General features: G+C 70.4%; 17 protein-coding genes and 1 other RNA gene. 13 read left to right on the forward strand and 5 right to left on the reverse strand.

What is annotated here, in order from left to right; all coding sequences use genetic code 11:
• Nucleotides 1-71: 71 nt before the first annotated feature.
• A complete protein-coding gene (locus tag LOY02_RS12620; RefSeq protein ID WP_317182712.1) occupies nucleotides 72-728 on the forward strand; it encodes a CPBP family intramembrane glutamic endopeptidase in 657 nt (218 codons plus the stop codon).
• A 92-nt stretch (nucleotides 729-820) separates the two neighbouring features.
• Nucleotides 821-2,212 carry an MFS transporter gene (locus LOY02_RS12625; protein WP_317182713.1) on the forward strand — a complete coding sequence of 464 codons (1,392 nt, stop codon included), beginning with the start codon at nucleotides 821-823 and terminating at the stop codon, nucleotides 2,210-2,212.
• Between the two features lie 62 nt (nucleotides 2,213-2,274).
• Here LOY02_RS12625 and LOY02_RS12630 read toward each other — a convergent pair whose 3' ends face one another.
• Together LOY02_RS12630 and LOY02_RS12635 are read right to left on the reverse strand one after the other, a co-directional pair.
• Nucleotides 2,275-2,496, reverse strand: a complete 222-nt coding sequence (locus LOY02_RS12630) for a hypothetical protein (protein ID WP_317182714.1) — start codon at nucleotides 2,494-2,496, stop codon at nucleotides 2,275-2,277.
• Nucleotides 2,497-2,722: 226 nt separating this feature from the next.
• Nucleotides 2,723-3,805, reverse strand: coding sequence for a PaaI family thioesterase (locus tag LOY02_RS12635; protein WP_317182715.1), 1,083 nt, complete (start codon nucleotides 3,803-3,805; stop codon nucleotides 2,723-2,725).
• A 207-nt stretch (nucleotides 3,806-4,012) separates the two neighbouring features.
• On the opposite strand from LOY02_RS12635, the gene prfB reads away from it, so the two are divergent.
• From prfB to LOY02_RS12680, 9 genes are all read left to right on the forward strand, one after another.
• A complete protein-coding gene (gene prfB, locus LOY02_RS12640) occupies nucleotides 4,013-5,131 on the forward strand; it encodes a peptide chain release factor 2 (RefSeq protein ID WP_317182716.1) in 1,119 nt (372 codons plus the stop codon).
• Nucleotides 5,132-5,320: 189 nt separating this feature from the next.
• Complete coding sequence (gene ftsE / locus LOY02_RS12645) at nucleotides 5,321-6,202, forward strand: cell division ATP-binding protein FtsE (protein ID WP_317182717.1); 882 nt, start codon at nucleotides 5,321-5,323, stop codon at nucleotides 6,200-6,202.
• A 19-nt stretch (nucleotides 6,203-6,221) separates the two neighbouring features.
• Nucleotides 6,222-7,127 (forward strand): permease-like cell division protein FtsX, encoded by a 906-nt coding sequence (ftsX, locus tag LOY02_RS12650; RefSeq protein ID WP_317182718.1) that lies wholly within the window; start codon nucleotides 6,222-6,224, stop codon nucleotides 7,125-7,127.
• A 122-nt stretch (nucleotides 7,128-7,249) separates the two neighbouring features.
• Entirely contained in the window at nucleotides 7,250-8,764 is a 1,515-nt protein-coding gene (locus LOY02_RS12655) for a M23 family metallopeptidase (RefSeq protein WP_317182719.1), read from the forward strand.
• A 104-nt stretch (nucleotides 8,765-8,868) separates the two neighbouring features.
• Nucleotides 8,869-9,342: an SsrA-binding protein SmpB gene (gene smpB / locus LOY02_RS12660; protein WP_317182720.1), complete on the forward strand. Its 474-nt coding sequence runs from the start codon at nucleotides 8,869-8,871 to the stop codon at nucleotides 9,340-9,342.
• 25 nt (nucleotides 9,343-9,367) lie between these two features.
• Nucleotides 9,368-11,281: a DUF2207 domain-containing protein gene (locus LOY02_RS12665; RefSeq protein ID WP_317182721.1), complete on the forward strand. Its 1,914-nt coding sequence runs from the start codon at nucleotides 9,368-9,370 to the stop codon at nucleotides 11,279-11,281.
• 28 nt (nucleotides 11,282-11,309) lie between these two features.
• Entirely contained in the window at nucleotides 11,310-12,926 is a 1,617-nt protein-coding gene (ligD, locus tag LOY02_RS12670) for a non-homologous end-joining DNA ligase (RefSeq protein ID WP_317182722.1), read from the forward strand.
• 334 nt (nucleotides 12,927-13,260) lie between these two features.
• Nucleotides 13,261-13,627: a transfer-messenger RNA gene (gene ssrA, locus LOY02_RS12675) on the forward strand.
• Between the two features lie 101 nt (nucleotides 13,628-13,728).
• Entirely contained in the window at nucleotides 13,729-14,541 is an 813-nt protein-coding gene (locus LOY02_RS12680; RefSeq protein ID WP_317182723.1) for a hypothetical protein, read from the forward strand.
• Between the two features lie 21 nt (nucleotides 14,542-14,562).
• Here the strand turns inward: LOY02_RS12680 and LOY02_RS12685 are convergent, their stop codons facing one another.
• From LOY02_RS12685 to LOY02_RS12695, 3 genes are all read right to left on the reverse strand, one after another.
• Entirely contained in the window at nucleotides 14,563-15,018 is a 456-nt protein-coding gene (locus tag LOY02_RS12685; protein WP_317182724.1) for a YccF domain-containing protein, read from the reverse strand.
• A gap of 14 nt (nucleotides 15,019-15,032) precedes the next feature.
• A complete protein-coding gene (trxA, locus tag LOY02_RS12690; RefSeq protein ID WP_317182725.1) occupies nucleotides 15,033-15,419 on the reverse strand; it encodes a thioredoxin in 387 nt (128 codons plus the stop codon).
• A 68-nt stretch (nucleotides 15,420-15,487) separates the two neighbouring features.
• Complete coding sequence (locus tag LOY02_RS12695) at nucleotides 15,488-16,108, reverse strand: SIMPL domain-containing protein (RefSeq protein ID WP_317182726.1); 621 nt, start codon at nucleotides 16,106-16,108, stop codon at nucleotides 15,488-15,490.
• A 121-nt stretch (nucleotides 16,109-16,229) separates the two neighbouring features.
• Between LOY02_RS12695 and LOY02_RS12700 the strand changes: the two genes are divergently transcribed.
• Nucleotides 16,230-16,580: a VanZ family protein gene (locus tag LOY02_RS12700; RefSeq protein WP_317182727.1), complete on the forward strand. Its 351-nt coding sequence runs from the start codon at nucleotides 16,230-16,232 to the stop codon at nucleotides 16,578-16,580.
• A gap of 259 nt (nucleotides 16,581-16,839) precedes the next feature.
• A partial coding sequence (locus LOY02_RS12705) for a hypothetical protein (protein WP_317182728.1) occupies nucleotides 16,840-17,061 on the forward strand: 222 nt, incomplete at its 3' end.

Raw genomic sequence — 17,061 nt, forward strand, 5'->3', positions numbered from 1 at the left:
GCGCGACACCAGCGCTCTGACACACTGAGTCGAGCAGCTCCCGGAGGGGCCACCCGATGCACGCCAGCAACTTGACTCGACCATCGCCCGTCTCCCGGCCGGGCCTGGAAGCACTACTCGCGTATGCCGTCTTCTCCGGCTTGAGCCTGCTGAGCCGTTTCGTGGCGCCTGTCTTCCTGCTTGTCGTCGTCAGCGGCATCGCCATCCCCCTGCTGTGGGCGCGACGGACGCGTGACTGGGCAGCGATCGGGTTCACTCGGCGGAACGTGAGACCGGCCCTTGCGTGGGGTCTGGCCGCAGGCGCAGTCGGTGCGGCCGTCACCGTGCTCATGGCCCGCATCGACCCCTTCCCCGAACCGGTGTTGCCGGGCGCGCAGCTGATCGTCGGCATCCCCCTGTGGTTGCTGATCATGAGCCCGTTCCAGGAGTTCTTCTTCCGCGGTTGGCTGCAGCCGCGACTCGTTGCCGTCCTCGGCGTCTGGAAAGGGATCGTGGTCACCACGGTCCTCTTTGCCGTCTGGCACTTCCTGGCGCCATTTCAGAATGCGCCGGGCGCCTTGCTCGACCTCACTACTGTCATCAGCGTCCTGACGATGCTCGGGATGGGCCTCGCGTTCGGCGCGATCTTCCAGCGCACGGGCAACATCGTGGCGCCTTGGCTGGGCCACGCGCTCATGGGGATCGCCCTCGTGGCCGTGGGCGGCATGACCTTCCTGCAGTACAGCTGATCGGACCCTGCGGCACATGGGGGGCCTGAGGGCGTTGGACGACGCCGACCGGGGCCGCCCGAGGTGGTCGCCTCCCCTCCTAGGCTGGGGGCATGGCGCACAGCGAGCAGCCGCATCCGGGCTTCTCTGCGTCCTTCCCTGCTCTGCGGGCACTGCTCTCGATCGGCCCGTTCCGCAGACTCTTCATCGCGGGCTCCCTCTCGAGCTTCGGCGACTGGCTCGCCCTGCTCGCGACGACGTCGCTCGCCGCCGTTCTTGCCCGGGACGGCGTGGGGCAGTACCTCGCCGTGTCGGGCGTCTTCATCCTGCGCATCGCCCCCGCCATCGTCCTCGGACCCCTCGCCGGTGTCGTCGCGGACCGACTCGACCGGCGCAAGACGATGGTCACCGGCGACGTGCTGCGCTTCTTCCTCTTCGCCTCGATCCCGCTCGTCGGGCAGCTCTGGTGGATGTACATCGCGATCGTCCTCATCGAGTGCGTCTCGCTCTTCTGGAACCCGGCGAAGGACGCCACCGTCCCCAACCTCGTGCCGCCGAAGCGCCTCGAGCTGGCCAACCAGCTCAACCTCATCGGCAGCTACGGCACCGCTCCCGTCGCAGCGCTCGTCTTCTCCGGACTCTCCCTCGTCGGCCAGCCGCTCCACGACCTGATCCCCGGCATCGACGAGGACGGCATCTACCTGGCCATCTACGCCAACGCTGCGACCTTCCTGCTCAGCGCGTGGATCGTCTCGCGGCTCACCTTCCCGCCGCGCGCGGCCAAAGAGCAGCTCGTGGGCGAGTCGGTCTTCCGGAGCATCGCCGACGGCCTGCTCATCCTCAAGGAGCGCCCGTTCGTCCGCGGGCTCATTGCCGGCATGCTCGGCGCCTTCGCCGGGGGAGGGCTGGTCATCGGACTGGCCACCCGCTTCGTCGAGGACATGGGGGCGGGCGCGCCGGGTTACGGCATGCTCTTCGTCAGCGTCTTCACCGGCATGGCCCTGGGCCTCGTCCTCGGGCCTCGGATCTTCCGGGGATTCTCCCGGCCCCGGCTCTTCGGCTCCGCCCTCACCGGCGCCGGCATCGTCCTGCTGGGTCTGGCCCTCGTGCCGACGCTGCTGCTCTCCCTGCCGTTGGCCCTGTTGCTCGGTGCCTTCGTCGGTGTCGGCTGGGTCGTCGGCTACACGCTCATCGGGCTCACCGTCGAGGACGAGATCCGAGGCCGGACCTTCGCACTCGTCCAGTCGCTCGACGGGGTCGTGCTCGTCATCGTCCTCGCCGTCGCGCCCCTCGTCGCGGCGATGTTCGACGCCGTGCTGGGGCTGCCCGTAGCCGTCAACCTCGGCGCCCTCGAACTGACCTACACGGGAGCCATGGTCACCTACGTGCTCGCGGGCCTGGCGATGGTCGGCTCCGGGGTGTGGGCCTGGCGGAGCATGAACGACCGGCCAGGGGTGTCGGTCCTCGCGGAGCTGCGCGAGGTGCTCAAGCGGCGCGGCGGCTGATCGTGGGCCCGCCCCGGCGACCGGCACGAACCCACGATCGACCAGATCGCCAGGGTAGGGCCCTACTCCGACGGCTGCGGCACCGAGCACCCGACCTCGGGATCCAGACCGAGGTAGTTGAGCGGGCCGGCGACGATCGTCAGGGCTGCGCTGCCGATCCGGCTGCAGCTCGGTTCGGCCGAGCCGAAGTAGCCGCGCTGGAAGGCGGCGGCAACGCCGATGAGCAGCCAGATGACGACAACGATGGTGCTGATGCGGGTGCGAGACCTGCGACGGACAGCCATGGTCACCTTTCGTGGAGAGTCGACGTCCCCGGTCGGGAACACCTGCCCGGACGAGCGTCTGAATGCCCTTCCTGCCCAAGCACGCCCAAGACATACCCAGAAGCTCGCGGTTATCGCAGACCGCGCTCGCTCGCCCCGACTCGCGCGGGGGTCGCCGCCGGGCCGCCAGTCACCGTGAGGAGAGGAGCGAGGTGAGTCGTCAAGACGATGTCGTATGCCGCTGGGCTCAGCCGGTCCTTCGCCGACGGAGGGCGGTGGTTCCCGTCGCGAGCGCAACCGTCCTGCCGTGGTGCGTCACCTCGCTCGTCGCGATGACGAGCTCGCGGCCCTCGTGCAGGATCGTTCCCGAAGCGGTCATCGTCTCGCCGTCCGGGTCCACGGGGCGGAGGAAGTTGACCTTGAGGTCGAGTGCGGACGGCGCAACGGACGGGTCGGCCACGGTCTGGACCGTGGCGGACGCGGCGGACATGGCCAGGAATGCCGTCGCGCCGCCGTAGACCTTCCCCTGCTCGGTGGTGAGCCAGCCGTGAGCGCGCTGTTCGAAGGTGACCCGCCCCGCCTCCGCACTGGTGAGGCGGAGTCCCAGCAGCCGGTCCACGGGTGGGCGTGGGCGGGTCCCGTCGAGCACGTCGCGCAGGACGTCGAGTCCCGCTCTGCCCTGGAGGTCTTCGCCGGAAGGCACGCCGCCGGGGAGCGGCCGCTGCCACGGGTCGGGCGTCGCGGGTGGGGCCTCGAGCGGGGGAGCGTCCGGGATCTCGCCGAGGTCCCGGCCCTCGGGGATGGGACGCAGGACGACGGAGCGCGACGTCCCGTGGGCGACAAGATGGCCGTTGTCGGTGATGAAGACCTCCGCGAGCCCCATGGCGTCGTCGACGTGGATGGCCCGGCCGGACGCGACGATGTGGTCGCCGCCGCGAGGAACCGCTGAGCAGAAGGTCATCGACAGCTCGGCCGTCGTGCACAGGGTCCGGGCGGGCAGCGAGGCCTGGACCGCTCCGGTCAGGGCTGCGTCGGCGAGGAAGGCGAGCATGGCCGGATGCATCGCGCCCCTGCTCGAGAGGTACCAGTCCGACTTGGGCAGGGCATAGACGGCTTCACCGGGGTCGGCCGACACGAGGCGCCGCCCGGTGAGGCGGGCGACCGGGGCCGCGGGCGTCAAGCCCCCCGGGGCGAGGGTGCGAAGGACCTCGACCCCCGGCCACGCAAGCAACGCGAAGTTGGCTGCGCCGCCGCGCGGTTCCTCCTGCCAGGCCTCGACGGCTTCGACCGTCTCGACCGTGTCCACCGATTCAGGCACCTGCTCGGACATCGCCGCGTCCCTTCCCCCGCGGGCGCGTCGGATCGTCGCCGGCCCGCTGCCCCCAGCATGGCAGCGCGGTCGATGCCGCGCAGGCACTCGGCGCACCTCGCCCTCGCCGCCCCGGGCGGCCGAGGCCCGCGCCGCCGGTCGCGCCACCCCCGCACCGAGCTCAGCGGCATACGGCCCCTCCTCCGTTCTGACGTAGGCTGTCCCTTTGTGGCTGTGGACTTCACCCAGGAGATCAAGGACCTGCGCGCGACGATGGACTCCGTGCGCAGCGTCACCGACCTCGAGAGGCTCGGCAAGCAGATCGCCGACCTCGAGGCACAGGCGTCCGCGCCGGACCTCTGGGACGACCCCGACAAGGCGCAGGTGATCACCTCCGCGCTCTCGCGCGCCAACGCCGAACGTGAGCGCGTGGTCAGCATGGACAGCCGCATCGAGGACCTCGAGACCCTCGTCGAGATGGCCACCGAGGAGTCCGACCAGGACACGATGGACGAGGCCGAGCGCGAGCTCGTGAAGATCAAGAAGGACCTCGGCGAGCTCGAGGTCCGCACCCTCCTCTCGGGCGAGTACGACGAGCGCGAGGCCGTCGTGACGATCCGGGCCGGGGCCGGGGGTGTCGACGCCGCGGACTTCGCGGAGATGCTCATGCGGATGTACCTCCGGTGGGCCGAGCGCCATGGCTACCCGACGAAGGTGATGGACACCTCCTACGCCGAGGAGGCGGGGCTGAAGTCGGCGACCTTCGAGGTCAATGCCCCCTACGCCTTCGGCCACCTCGCCGTCGAGGGCGGCACCCATCGCCTCGTGCGGATCAGCCCCTTCGACAACCAGGGCCGCCGGCAGACGAGCTTCGCGGCGGTCGAGGTCATCCCGCTCATCGAGTCCGACGACTCGATCGAGATCCCCGAGAACGAGCTCAAGATCGACGTCTTCCGCTCCTCGGGCCCCGGCGGCCAGAGCGTCAACACGACCGACTCGGCCGTGCGCATGACGCACCTCCCGACCGGCATCGTCGTGTCGATGCAGAACGAGAAGTCGCAGATCCAGAACCGCGCCGCCGCCCTGCGCGTCCTCCAGTCCCGCCTCCTCCTGCTCCGCAAGGCCGAGGAGGCGGCGGTGAAGAAGGAGATGGCCGGCGACGTCAAGGCGAGCTGGGGCGACCAGATGCGCTCCTACGTCCTCAACCCGTACCAGATGGTCAAGGACCTGCGCACCGAGTACGAGACCGGCAACCCGAGCGCCGTCTTCGACGGCGACATCGACGGCTTCATCGAGGCGGGCATCCGCTGGCAGATCGGGCAGAAGAAGGCCGCCGCCGCCGTCTGAGCGTGCCGGGCCGACCCAGGCGTGTGCGCCACGCCCGGTCGAGCGGATACGCCGGAAATCACGGGTTCGGCCCGTAGCCTCGTAGACGGCGACGGATCAGGCCGTATGCCGCCGAGCACGGTCCCAGCGCAACGCTGGGTCGGTGCCCGGCACCTCAGTCCCCGATGAACGAGGCCCAGGTAGCTGGCGATGATTCTCTTCGAGAACGTGACGAAGACGTACCCACGGACACAGCGGCCGGCCCTCGACGACGTGTCCCTCGAGATCACCCGCGGAGAGTTCGTCTTCGTCGTCGGCACCTCGGGCTCGGGCAAGTCGACCCTGCTCCAGCTCGTCATGAAGGAGCAGGACGCGACCGAGGGCCGCCTCCTCGTCGCCGGCCGCGACCTCGGCCAGCTCGCCGACCGGAAGGTGCCGGCCCTGCGCCGGGAGATCGGCTTCGTCTTCCAGGACTTCCGCCTGCTGCCGAACAAGACCGTCTTCCAGAACGTCGCCTACGCCCTCCAGGTCCTCGGGGCCCCGCGGTCCCGGATCCGCCAGATCGTCCCCGAGACGCTGCTCCTCGTCGGCCTCGCCGGCATGGAGAAGCGGCTGCCGCACCAGCTCTCGGGCGGCGAGCAACAGCGGGTCGCCATCGCCCGCGCCTTCGTCAACCGGCCACCGATCCTCCTCGCCGACGAGCCGACCGGAAACCTCGACCCCGAGACGAGCCTCGACATCGTCAAGCTCCTCGAGCGCATCAACCGCACGGGCACGACGGTCGTCATGGCGACGCACGACACGGCCACGGTCAACGAGATGCGCAAGCGGGTCATCCGCCTCGACACGGGCCGGCTCGTGGCCGACGTCGAGACGGGCGACTACACGACGGGCTCGCTCCCTCGCATCGTGCTCGAGCCGGCGGAGCCCGAGGACCTGCCCGACCCGCTCCAGGAGGAGGCGATCGAGGCGGTCGCCGCCCTCGAGGACGAGGACGGGGAGCTGCCCCCCATCGGCCGCGACGCCGACGAGCCGCGCGAACGGTTCTCCCTCTTCCGCCGCCGCCAGCCCGAACGCTCCAGCAGCCGCTGACCACGGATCGAGACGAGCCATGCGACTCCAGTTCCTCCTCGGCGAGACCGGCAACGGTCTCCGGCGCAACCTCTCGATGGCGGTGTCCGTCGTCATCGTCACGATGATCTCGATGTACCTCCTGGGCCTGGGTCTCATGGGCCAGCGGCAGGTCGACACGATGAAGGACTACTGGTACGACCGGGTCCAGGTCACCGTCATGCTGTGCGCGGAGAAGACCCGCTACGCCAACTGCGCCGGCGAGCCGACGTCCGACGAGCAGCGCGCGACGATCAAGCGCGAGCTCGAGGCGCTCCGCCCCACCGTGAGCGAGATCTACTACGAGTCGCGTGAGGAGGCGTTCGGCCGGTTCAAGGAGACCTACCAGAACTCGCCGCTCGCTCGCGCGGGGGAGTCCTACTTCGCCGACTCCTACCGCGTCAACCTCTCCGACCCCGGCAAGTTCGACATCGTGGCCAGCTCCATCAAGGGGATGCCCGGAGTCGCCGACGTCCAGGACCAGAAGAAGCTGCTCGAGAAGTTCTTCACCTTCATGAACACCGTGTCGTGGTCCGCCATCGCGCTCTCCTCGCTCATGGTGCTCGCCGCGGTGATGCTCATCTCCACGACGATCCGGCAGGCGGCGTTCAGCCGCCGCCGCGAGACCGGGATCATGCGGCTCGTCGGGGCCTCGAACTTCACGATCCGCTTCCCGTTCGTCATGGAGACCGTCCTCGCGAGCGTCGTCGGGGCCGGACTGGCCATGCTCATGCTGTGGGCCACCGTGAGGTACGGCGTCGACGGCTTCCTCAGCACCACCCTCACCGACACCGCGTTCATCGGCGTCGCCGACGTCCTCACGGTGGCGCCCGTCGTCATCCTCGGGGTGGTGGTGCTCGCCACGGTCACGTCCTGGGTGACCCTCCGCCGCTACCTCCGCGTCTGACCCGGCCGGGAAGGAGCGTCGAGAGAATCCGGCATTCGGCAGGCGGCCGTGCCGGGACTGCCGCAAACTGGGGAACGCCGGATCTCGCCCTTTGGGCGTGACGTGTGGTACCAATGAGTCATATGTGGCTAGTGAGACGGTCGAGCAAGCCTAACGCGAGGACCCGATGGACGGCCCTCGGGCTCGTCGTCGCCTGCACCATCTCGCTGGCCGGCGGCCTCGGCGCCCGCGCCGACGACGTCGAGGACCAGAAGCGCAAGGCTGACCGGCGCATCGCCGCCCTCGGCCAGCAGCTCGAGGGCACGAGCGCCTCCCTGGCCAAGGCCTACGTCAACCTCCAGAAGACGCGCGCGGCCATCCCGGTGGCCGAGCAGCGGGTGGCCCAGGCCGAGGCCGCGCTCGCTCGCGCGCAGCAGGCGCAGGCGCAGGCCGAGGCGACGGAGGCGCGCGCGATCGCTGCCGAGGACAAGGCGCGCGCCCACAACGAGGCGGTTGCGCAGAAGCTCGCCGTGGCCCAGGCCAACGAGGCGCGCGCCGCGGACAAGCTCGCCGAGACGAGCACGCAGCTCGCCTCGTCACAGGACGCCCTCGACGCCTATGCCGCAGAGGTCTTCCAGGGCGGTGCGGTCACCGAGTCGCAGCTCGGCATGGTCTTCGGCTCCACCTCACCGCAGGACTTCGCCAACCGACTCGTCATGGCCGACACCGCCAGTGCCGTCGCGAGCGACACCATCGACCAGCTCGCGGCCATGACCGCAGACACAGCGGCGACCAAGGCGTACCTCACCTCGGTGCGCGGCGAGATCGCCGAGCTCAAGCGCCAGGCCGAGGCCGCGCTTCAGGCAGCCGAGGCGGCCAGTGCCGCTGCAACCCGGGCGCGCGAGCAGGCGGTCGTGGCGAAGAACAACGCCATCACCGCGACGAGCAACGCCCAAGCCGCCCAGGCCGAGCTCGAGTCGCTCAACGCGAAGCAGACCGCCTACGCAGCCGACCTGCGAGAGCAGCGGGCCAACGAGAAGGCGCAGCTCGCCGCGGCCGAGCGTGAGGCCGCCCGCCTCAAGGCCATCCTCGTCGAGCGCGCACGGCAGGCCAAGCTCGCCGAGGAGCGGCGACTGGCCAAGCTCAAGGCCGAGCGCGAGGCGAAGATCAAGGCCGAGCGGGCGAAGGCCGCCGCGGCAGCCCGGAAGGGGTCGAGCTACACCCCGAAGATCCCCGCGCCCGTGGCACGCAAGACCACGCCGAGCAACTACCTGTCCTACCCCGCCTACGGACGGACGACGTCCGGCTTCGGGATGCGCTGGCACCCGGTCCTCCAGAAGTGGATGCTCCACGACGGCCTCGACTGGGGCCTTGCCTGTGGCACGCCGGTCTACGCGGCCGCGCCCGGCACGGTCATCAGCGCCGGGTGGCGGGAGAGCGGCTGGGGCAATCAGGTCCTCATCGACCACGGCATCCACCGGGGTGTCGACCTCGTCACGAGCTACAACCACCTGTCGAGCATCGTCAAGTGGGGCGGCAGCGTGAACCGCGGCCAGCTCATCGGCTACAGCGGCACCACCGGTTACTCGACCGGGTGCCACCTGCACTTCGGGGTCTACGAGGACGGCACCCCCGTCAACCCGCGCAACTGGCTCTGAACCGAGGCGCACCTCGGGGTAGCGTTGGGACGCCGCCCGTGGGAGCCGACCCAGCGGCATACGACCAGTTGCGCTGTGCTGCTGTGTGAGAAGGGAAGTGTCCGGTGCCGAAGGAGAAGGGGCGGTCGCTCGTCGCGAGCAACCGCAAGGCGCGACACGACTACCACATCGAGGACACCTTCGAGGCTGGCATCGTGCTCTCCGGCACCGAGGTCAAGGCCCTCCGCATGGGACGGGCCTCGCTCGTCGACGGCTACGCGATGTTCACCGGCGACGAGCTCTACCTCGAGAACGTCCACATCCCCGAGTACCACAACGGGACGTGGAACAACCACGCCCCGCGGCGCAGGCGCAAGCTGCTGCTGCACCGGTCCGAGCTGGACAAGATCGCGAGCAAGACCCGCGAGAGCGGCCGCACCATCGTGCCGCTCGCCCTCTACTTCAAGGACGGGCGCGCGAAGGTCGAGATCGCGTTGGCGACCGGCAAGAAGCAGTACGACAAGCGCCACGCCCTGCGTGAGCGACAGGACCGCCGCGAGGCCGAGCGCGCCGTGAGCGCCGCACGTCGCAACGCGTGACGGCGAGATGAGGGGGACGCACGTGATGAGCTCGAGGACGACGAGGGTCCGGGCGCTGCTGGTGCTGCTGCTCGCGGCCGCCTTCTCCGTCATCGTCACCGCAGGGACCGCGCGGGCGGTGGGCGACGAGGCGATGGAGCAGTTCGCCGTCGTCTACGACCTCCAGCCCGACGGCAGCGTGGCCGTCTCGGAGACGATCACGTGGCGCTTCCCGTCGGGTGAGCAGCGGCACGGCATCTTCCGCAACATCGTCGTGCGCATGGGTTTCAACGACGAGGAGGGCAAGTACCGCTACTACGACCTCACCGATGTCGAGGTCTCCAGCCCCTCCGGCGCGCCCAGCGACTTCCGCGTGAGTGACAACGGCGCAGCCAAGGAGATCCGGATCGGATCCGCTGACGAGTGGACCAGCGGCACGCAGGTCTACGAGGTGCGCTACACCCTCCACAACGTCCTCAACCCCATCGCCGGCACAGGTGGTGAGGCCGACACCGTCGAGTTCCACTACAACGTCTTCGGCAGCAACGAGTTCACCGAGCGCGAGCGAGTCAACGTCGTCGTCAACGCCCCGGCGGCCTCGGCGCAGGTCGCCTGCTACGAGGGCGAAGCCGGGGCCGACACGACGTGCCAGGCGACCGCCGGCAACCCGACGACCTTCGCCGCCGTGGGCCTCGGTCCGGGCGACGCGATGACCGTCATCGCCGGCTACCCCGCCACCGCCTTCGACGACCCGCGGCCGGACGTCCGCGAGGGCGACGCCGAGTCGAGCTACGGCGGGGGCGCGGCCACCGCCGCCAACGCCGCGGCCATCGTCGCCGGTGTCGGCGCCCCCGTCCTGGCCCTCGCCGTCATGGGCACGCTCGTCTGGACCCGTGGGCGCGACGAGCGCTACGCCGACCTCACACCGGGCCTCACCCCGTCGGTCACCGACCGGGAGACGCAACCGACGACGCGCGGCGGACCGGCCACGGTCGCGGTCCAGTTCCACCCTCCCGCCGGGGTGCCCCCGGGCCTCGTCGGCACGATCCTCGACGAGAAGGCCAACCCGATCGACGTCTCGGCCACGGTCATCGACCTCGCGGTGCGTGGCTTCCTGCGCATCGAGGAGATCGAGAGCGGTGGCATGTTCCGGCGGACGGACTGGCGCCTCATCCGACTTGCTCCGCCTCCGGGTGAGGCCCTCCTGCCCTACGAGCGCCGGCTCCTCGACGGCCTCTTCAGCAGCCGGGGCGACGCCGTCGAGCTGTCCGACCTGAAGAACACCTTCGCCAGCACGCTCAAGAAGATCCAGTCGGACATGTACGACGAGGTCGTCACCCGCCACTGGTTCCGATCGTCACCGCAGCTGCAGCGCGGCCTGTGGCAGGGCCTCGGAGTCGTCCTCGCCGTCGTCGGCGGCATGATCCTCTTCTACGGGCAGGGCGCCGTATCCGCGATGATGGGCGCCGGGTTCACCGGCGGGGCGGTGCTCGGGGTCGGGTTGCTCCTCGCGGGCGCCATCGTCTGGTTCCTCGGCGGCAAGATGGCGGCCAAGACCGCGGAAGGCTCAGCCGTGCTCGCGCAGTCCCTCGGCTTCAAGGAGTACCTCACCACCGCCGAGGCAGGGCAGATCGCCTTCGAGGAGGCGAGCAACATCTTCAGCCGCTACCTGCCGTATGCCGTCGTGTTCGGTGTCGCGGACCGGTGGGCGAAGACCTTCGCCGAGGTCGCCAAGGCGGCCGAGGCCGTCGGCCAGCCGATCCTCATGCCGACGTGGTACGTCTGGAGCGGCGCGGCCTTCCCCGACTTCACGAGCATCGCGAGCGGCGTGGAGAGCTTCTCGACGACCTCGACGGGCACCTTCACGTCGACACCCGGCTCATCGGGCACGTCCGGCTTCTCCGCGGGGGGCGGGTTCAGCGGCTCCGGTGGGGGCGGGTCCTCCTCCGGCTCGTGGTGAGGTCTCCTCGGCCGGGTAGGTCACGGGTATGCCGACGGATCCGCACGAGCTGCTCGAGCCCTACCGCCGCAAGCGCGACTTCGGCCGGACGCCCGAGCCCTCGGGGAGCGCATCATCGCAGGCGCCCGGGCCAGACGACGGCCTGCCCCGCTTCGTCGTGCAGCGACACCGGGCTCGCCGCCTCCACTACGACTTCCGCCTCGAGATCGACGGCGTCCTGGCCAGCTGGGCCGTGCCGAAGGGGCCGACCCTGGACCCGGACGTCCGGCGGTTGGCGGTCCACGTCGAGGACCACCCCATGGAGTACGAGCTCTTCGAGGGCGTCATCCCGGCCGGCGAGTACGGCGGCGGGGACGTCATCGTCTGGGATCGCGGGACGTGGCGTCCCCACGACACGGACGACCCCGCAGCCGCGGTCCGTGACGGGGAGCTGCACCTCGACCTCTTCGGCGAGAGACTCCGCGGCCGGTTCGCTCTGATCCGCACCGGTCGCGGCGAGAGCTCCGACAAGGAGCAGTGGCTGCTCCTGCACAAGCACGACTCCCACGCGGTCAGCGGGTGGGACGCCGAGGACCATCCGACCTCCGTCGTCACGGGTCGCACCAACGACGAGGTCAAGGCTGCGCCGGACCGGGTCTGGCACTCCGACCTGCCTGCCGCCGAGGCATCCGTGCCCACCGGCGGGCCGGTCGTCCCGGGGCCCACCGAGGAGGAGCTCGCGGCGCTCGCTGACCTCGGTCGACAGGGGACGTGGCAGGTGCACGGCCGCAGCCTCAAGGTGACCAACCTCGACAAGGTGCTCTTCCCGGCTCGGGACGGCGAGGAGCCGGTGACCAAGCGGGAGCTGCTCGCCTACGCCGCCCGCATCGCCCCGGTCCTCCTGCCCTACCTGCGCGGCCGGGCCCTCAACCTGCACCGGTTCCCCGACGGTGCGGGCCGGAAGGGCTTCTGGCACAAGGAGGTGCCCGGCCACGCACCGGACTGGATCGGCCGGTGGCACAACCCCGACGCCGACCCCGACGAGACCCAGTTCTACGTCGTCGTCGACGAGCCGGCGACCCTCGTCTGGGTGGCTGGGTTCGGCGCCCTCGAGTGGCACCCGTGGACCTCGCCGACCGAGGCCCCGGACCGCCCGTCCTACGCCCTCTTCGACATCGACCCGGGCGAGCACACCTCGTGGGACGAGGTCGTCGAGCTGGCGCGCCTGCACCGGACCGCCTTCGAGCACCTCGGGGTGCGCGCCTACCCCAAGCTGACCGGGCGACGCGGCATCCAGGTGTGGGTGCCGATCGCGCGCGGTCCCGGCTTCGACGAGACCCGCGAGTGGGTCGAGCGGGTGTCCAGGACCATCGCGGCGGTCCGTCCCGAGCTCGTCAGCTGGAAGTGGCAGAAGCGCGAACGGCGGGGCCTCGCCCGGCTCGACTACACCCAGAACGCCGTCAACAAGACCCTCGTGGCTCCCTACAGCCCGCGGGCCGCGGCGGGCGCGCCGGTGTCGGCGCCGATCACGTGGGACGAGCTCGACGACGGGAACCTGCGCCCGGACCGCTTCACGATCCGCACCATCCTCGACCGCATCGAGGAGCGCGGGGACCTCTTTCGCGGGGTGCTCGCACCGGACCAGACGCTCCCGGTCCTCCGCTGACCCGGCGCGCTTCCTCCACCGAGAATCGGGCCGCGGCCCGAAAGTGGGTGGGCTGCGGCGAGCAAAGCCACCGACGATCGGGCCCGGGCCCTATAGGTGGTGGGGGCAGCGGGGCGGGCGGTTTCGGTTCAGCGGGTCGTTGCAGCACCGGTCGGCTCTGAGCCCGAGAGGAGCGCGGCCAGGGCCTCGCCGGGCCGGCGAGCCCAGCGGCATACGGCCCCTGCGCCTCAGCCCGCTCGGGAATGGCGTGGACCCGTCAGACGTTCCCAAGGCATACTGTGGAGTCGCGCGAGCGACGATTGACAAGTGAACAGCGTGACGTGGACACCCTCATGGGGGTGATCGGTTTCGACGATGGTCGACAATCCAGGGGAAGCGGGTCGAGGATGCAGGGTTATCTCGTTAACGCTCCTTGCAAACCAATAGGTGCCAACGCAAAGCGCACCGACTTCGCCCTCGCCGCCTGAGCGAGCCCCGAAGTCCGTCAGCCTGAGCTAGTTTCCGACTCAGTGCCTGGCGTCAGCTAGGAAACTTGCTGCGTGGTCATGTTGGGGGGCCACGCGGGACTTTTACTCAACTGGGCCTGTCAGGGAACGTGTGCGCGCGAGCCCTGGGGCCGAGAAACTCCACAGCGCACTGCACCCGGAGAAGCCCTGGTTTCTCGTCATCGGACGCGGGTTCAATTCCCGCCACCTCCACCACTTCGTGGTGGCCACGTCACGCTGTCACGCCACCTCTCCCTCGGTCGTATGCCGCTGGGCCCGGTCCCAGCCCGGCGTCCCCTCGGCCTAGGCTGGGCCGCGTGGCGCGCGACCCCGATCTGACCCCCGAGGCGTGGGAAGCGCGACCGCGATTCGTCTTCCACCCCTTGGTTCTCCTGCCCCTGCTCCCCCTGGTGGGGCTCGTGGTCATGGTGGGACGGGTCGTCGCGGACCCCGGCGTCGAGAGCTGGGTCGGGGTGGTCCACCTCGTCGCACTGACGATGGTCGCGTCGGTCGCCTCGCCGTGGCACCTGCCTCGGCGGCCGATCCACGACCCGGTCGGCCGGACCATCACCTTCCGCGCCCGAGCGTCTCTGGGCCTCATGCCCCTCGGTCTCGTCCTGTGGGGGGCGGTGCTGGTCGTGCACTTCGAGCTGATGCGCCTGCGCGTCATCGACCGGGAGCTGCGGATCTGGGGAGTGGACCTGCCCTGGTGGGTGACCCTCCCGGCGGGCTTCGTCATGATCGGCCTCGGCCTCTACGTGGCCCGCCCGACGGAGCGCCACGAGCTCATGGTCGGGGTCGACGGATTGCACTTCGACCATGGCCGGCGCAGCTTCCTGGCGCCCTGGGACCAGGTCCTTCGCCTCGTGCCCACCCTGAGGGACCGGGTCCACCGGACGATCGAGGTCCACGGGCCCGGCCTCGTCGCCCACGACGCGGACGGGCATCGGACCAGGCCGACAGTCGATGCCGACCTGCTCGACTCCGACGCAGTGCGCCTCTGGCTGACGCTCGAGTACTACCTTCGGCACCCGACCGACCGAGAGGAGCTCGGCACTGCGGCGAGCCGGCAGCGCCGCGCGGAATGGCGTCGCGTGCTGCCGCGCGAGTACGTGTCCGACTCGAGGTGAGGGGCCGCTCGGCGAGCAGCGTCACCGCAGGTTGAGGTCCTCCGAGCCCGTGGTCCGACCGGGGGTGAGCACGTCGGGCAGGTAGGCGGCGTAGCGGTCGCCGGCCACCGGCACGATGCGCTTGCCGAGGGGGAAGAGCGACACGGGGATGAGCTTGAGGTTCGCCAGGGCCACCGGGATGCCGATGATGGTGAGCGCCTCGGCGATCGCCGTGACGACGTGTCCCAGCGCCAGCCACCAGCCGAAGAAGATGACCCACAGGACGTTGCCGATGGTGGAGCCGACACCCGCCGCGGGGTGGTCGACGACAGTGCGCCCGAAGGGCCACAGGGCATAGAAGCCGATCCGGAAGGCCGCCACGCCGAACGGGATGCCGACGATGGTCAGGCACGCGATGGCTCCGGCGACGAGATAGAGCAGCCAGAGCCAGAAGCCACCGAGGACCAGCCAGATGACGTTCAGCAGGAAGCGGAGCACGGCAGGTCAGCCGGTCAGGCCTCGCCGCCCGCTGACGCTGCCTCCTGGGCGATCTGCTCCTTGATCGGCGCCATGTCGAGGGCCTTCACCTGCTCGATGAGGTTCTGCAACGCCGACTGGGGCAGCGCGCCCGGCTGCGAGAAGACGAGGACGCCCTCCTTGAAGGCCATCAGCGTCGGGATCGAGGTGATGTTGGCCGCGCCGGCGAGGGACTGCTCCGCCTCGGTGTCCACCTTGGCGAAGACGATGCCCTCGTTGTCGGCCTCCTTCGAGGCCGCCTCGTAGACGGGGGCGAACTGCCGGCAGGGGCCGCACCACGCCGCCCAGAAGTCCACCAGGACGATGTCGTTGTCGAGGACGGTCTTCTCGAACGTCTGTGCGGTCAGGTCAGTCGTTGCCATGTCTCTCCCAACGGATCGGTCGGTGACTTCATTCCGGCTCTCGGCGTCGTCACAGTGTCGTATGCCGCTCAGCGCAGCTCCCAGGTCACCGTGACGCTCGCGGTGATCTCGAGGTCCCCGCCCTCCACCGGCATGCTCGCGGCCATCTCCCGGGCGGCGAGGCCCATCGCCCGGGCGGCCGGGAGGGGAGTGGCGCCCGCCTCGGTCACGCCGAGCACCTCGCCGAGCTCGGACCCCGAGAGCGCGGCGTACTGCTCGGCCTTGGTCCGCGCCTCCGCGTAGGCGGCGTCGCGCGCACGTGCCAGCCCCTCCGAGCGGTCGGCGACATCGAGGCGGACCTGGTCGACGAGCAGGGCGTTGCCCACCTCGGCCGCGGCGGACTCGAGCACGCTGCCGACTGCCTCGAGCCGTCGGACGGTGACCCCGAGGCGCTGCTGGGCGGTGAAGCCCACGGCCGTGCCCGTGTTGTCGTAGCGCTGGGTGACGGTGGCGTCGAGGGTGCGGATGTCGGCATCGGCAATGCCTTGGGAGCGCACGACGGTCCCGACCGCGGCAATCCCCTTCGAGGCGCCGGAGAGGGCGGACGCGACGTCGGCAGCGTCATGACCGACGCGCAGGTCGAGGCGGACGACGTCAGGGGTCACCGCGGCACGGCCGGTCCCGATGACGGTCACGGTTCGCTTCGGCATGCGTTCAACCTAGCCCGTCGGGCGAGGGCCAACCACCGCGCAGGGTTCCTCGCCAGTGCCCCCTCAGGCGTCGCGTGCGAGGGGGCGCCGTCGGCCCGGGGGTGCGTAGACTCCCCGGGACATGGTGGCAGGAGCACGGCGGTGGTGGGTGGCGACGGCCGTGCTGTCACTGACCGTCCATCTCCTTGCGCTCTACTGGCCGGTCGTCACGGTGGCCGGCCCGGTGTCGTGGACGGACAAGGCCGTGCACGTGCTCGTCTTCGCCATTCCCACGTATGCCGTGGGGATGGTCGTGGCGCGGCTGTGGTGGGCCGTGACCGGCTTCGCGGCGCACGCCCTCGTCAGCGAGCTCTCGCAGCACCTGCTGCTGCCGGGTCGGTCCGGGGACCCGTGGGACGTCGTGGCCGACCTCGCGGGTGTCGCCCTCGCCGCTGTGGCACTCGTGGTGAGCCGTCGCGTAGCGCGCTGGTAGACTTGCGCAGTCCGACTCCGACCATCTCGGGACCTGACGAGCACCAGGCGGCCTGAGGGTCGTGGCTCGGCCGGCGAGGTGGGGAAGCGGGATCTCGCGCTCCGGTGCGACCCCTGCGATGCGGAGCGGACCGTGCCGGTGGCACCGATGCCCACCGGTCACCATGGGTGCACGTGCTGCACCTGAGGCTCGTCTGATTGGTCGTGTTCGACTCACGGCTCGAGACGAAGTCTGCTCGAGTCAAGAGAGTTGAAACGCAATGCGGAAGAAGCCCACCTCCAGCGCGCCCAAGAAGGCCCGCTGGACCCCTGCCGAGAAGAAGGCGCGCGCCGCGGCAGCGCCGAAGAAGCCCCATCGCGGTCGTGACACCGGTCAACGCCCGGGAGCACGGACGTCACGCCCGGCCACCTCGTCGACCAGCCACGTCGGCGGTCGCGAGCGGCGGACCTTCCGGGACGAGCGTCGGGACGACGGCGCCCCG

The organism is Intrasporangium sp., assembly GCF_032907665.1.
Classification (GTDB): domain Bacteria; phylum Actinomycetota; class Actinomycetes; order Actinomycetales; family Dermatophilaceae; genus Intrasporangium.

What these genes read in the sequence shown, in the direction of transcription:
- LOY02_RS12625 (WP_317182713.1), top strand. Translation starts at nt 821, where the DNA reads ATGGCGCACAGCGAGCAGCCGCATCCGGGCTTCTCTGCGTCCTTCCCT.
- LOY02_RS12630 (WP_317182714.1), bottom strand. Translation starts at nt 2,496, where the DNA reads ATGGCTGTCCGTCGCAGGTCTCGCACCCGCATCAGCACCATCGTTGTC.
- LOY02_RS12635 (WP_317182715.1), bottom strand. Translation starts at nt 3,805, where the DNA reads ATGTCCGAGCAGGTGCCTGAATCGGTGGACACGGTCGAGACGGTCGAA.
- ftsE (WP_317182717.1), top strand. Translation starts at nt 5,321, where the DNA reads ATGATTCTCTTCGAGAACGTGACGAAGACGTACCCACGGACACAGCGG.
- ftsX (WP_317182718.1), top strand. Translation starts at nt 6,222, where the DNA reads ATGCGACTCCAGTTCCTCCTCGGCGAGACCGGCAACGGTCTCCGGCGC.
- LOY02_RS12655 (WP_317182719.1), top strand. Translation starts at nt 7,250, where the DNA reads ATGTGGCTAGTGAGACGGTCGAGCAAGCCTAACGCGAGGACCCGATGG.
- LOY02_RS12665 (WP_317182721.1), top strand. Translation starts at nt 9,368, where the DNA reads ATGAGCTCGAGGACGACGAGGGTCCGGGCGCTGCTGGTGCTGCTGCTC.
- ligD (WP_317182722.1), top strand. Translation starts at nt 11,310, where the DNA reads ATGCCGACGGATCCGCACGAGCTGCTCGAGCCCTACCGCCGCAAGCGC.
- trxA (WP_317182725.1), bottom strand. Translation starts at nt 15,419, where the DNA reads ATGGCAACGACTGACCTGACCGCACAGACGTTCGAGAAGACCGTCCTC.
- LOY02_RS12695 (WP_317182726.1), bottom strand. Translation starts at nt 16,108, where the DNA reads ATGCCGAAGCGAACCGTGACCGTCATCGGGACCGGCCGTGCCGCGGTG.
- LOY02_RS12700 (WP_317182727.1), top strand. Translation starts at nt 16,230, where the DNA reads ATGGTGGCAGGAGCACGGCGGTGGTGGGTGGCGACGGCCGTGCTGTCA.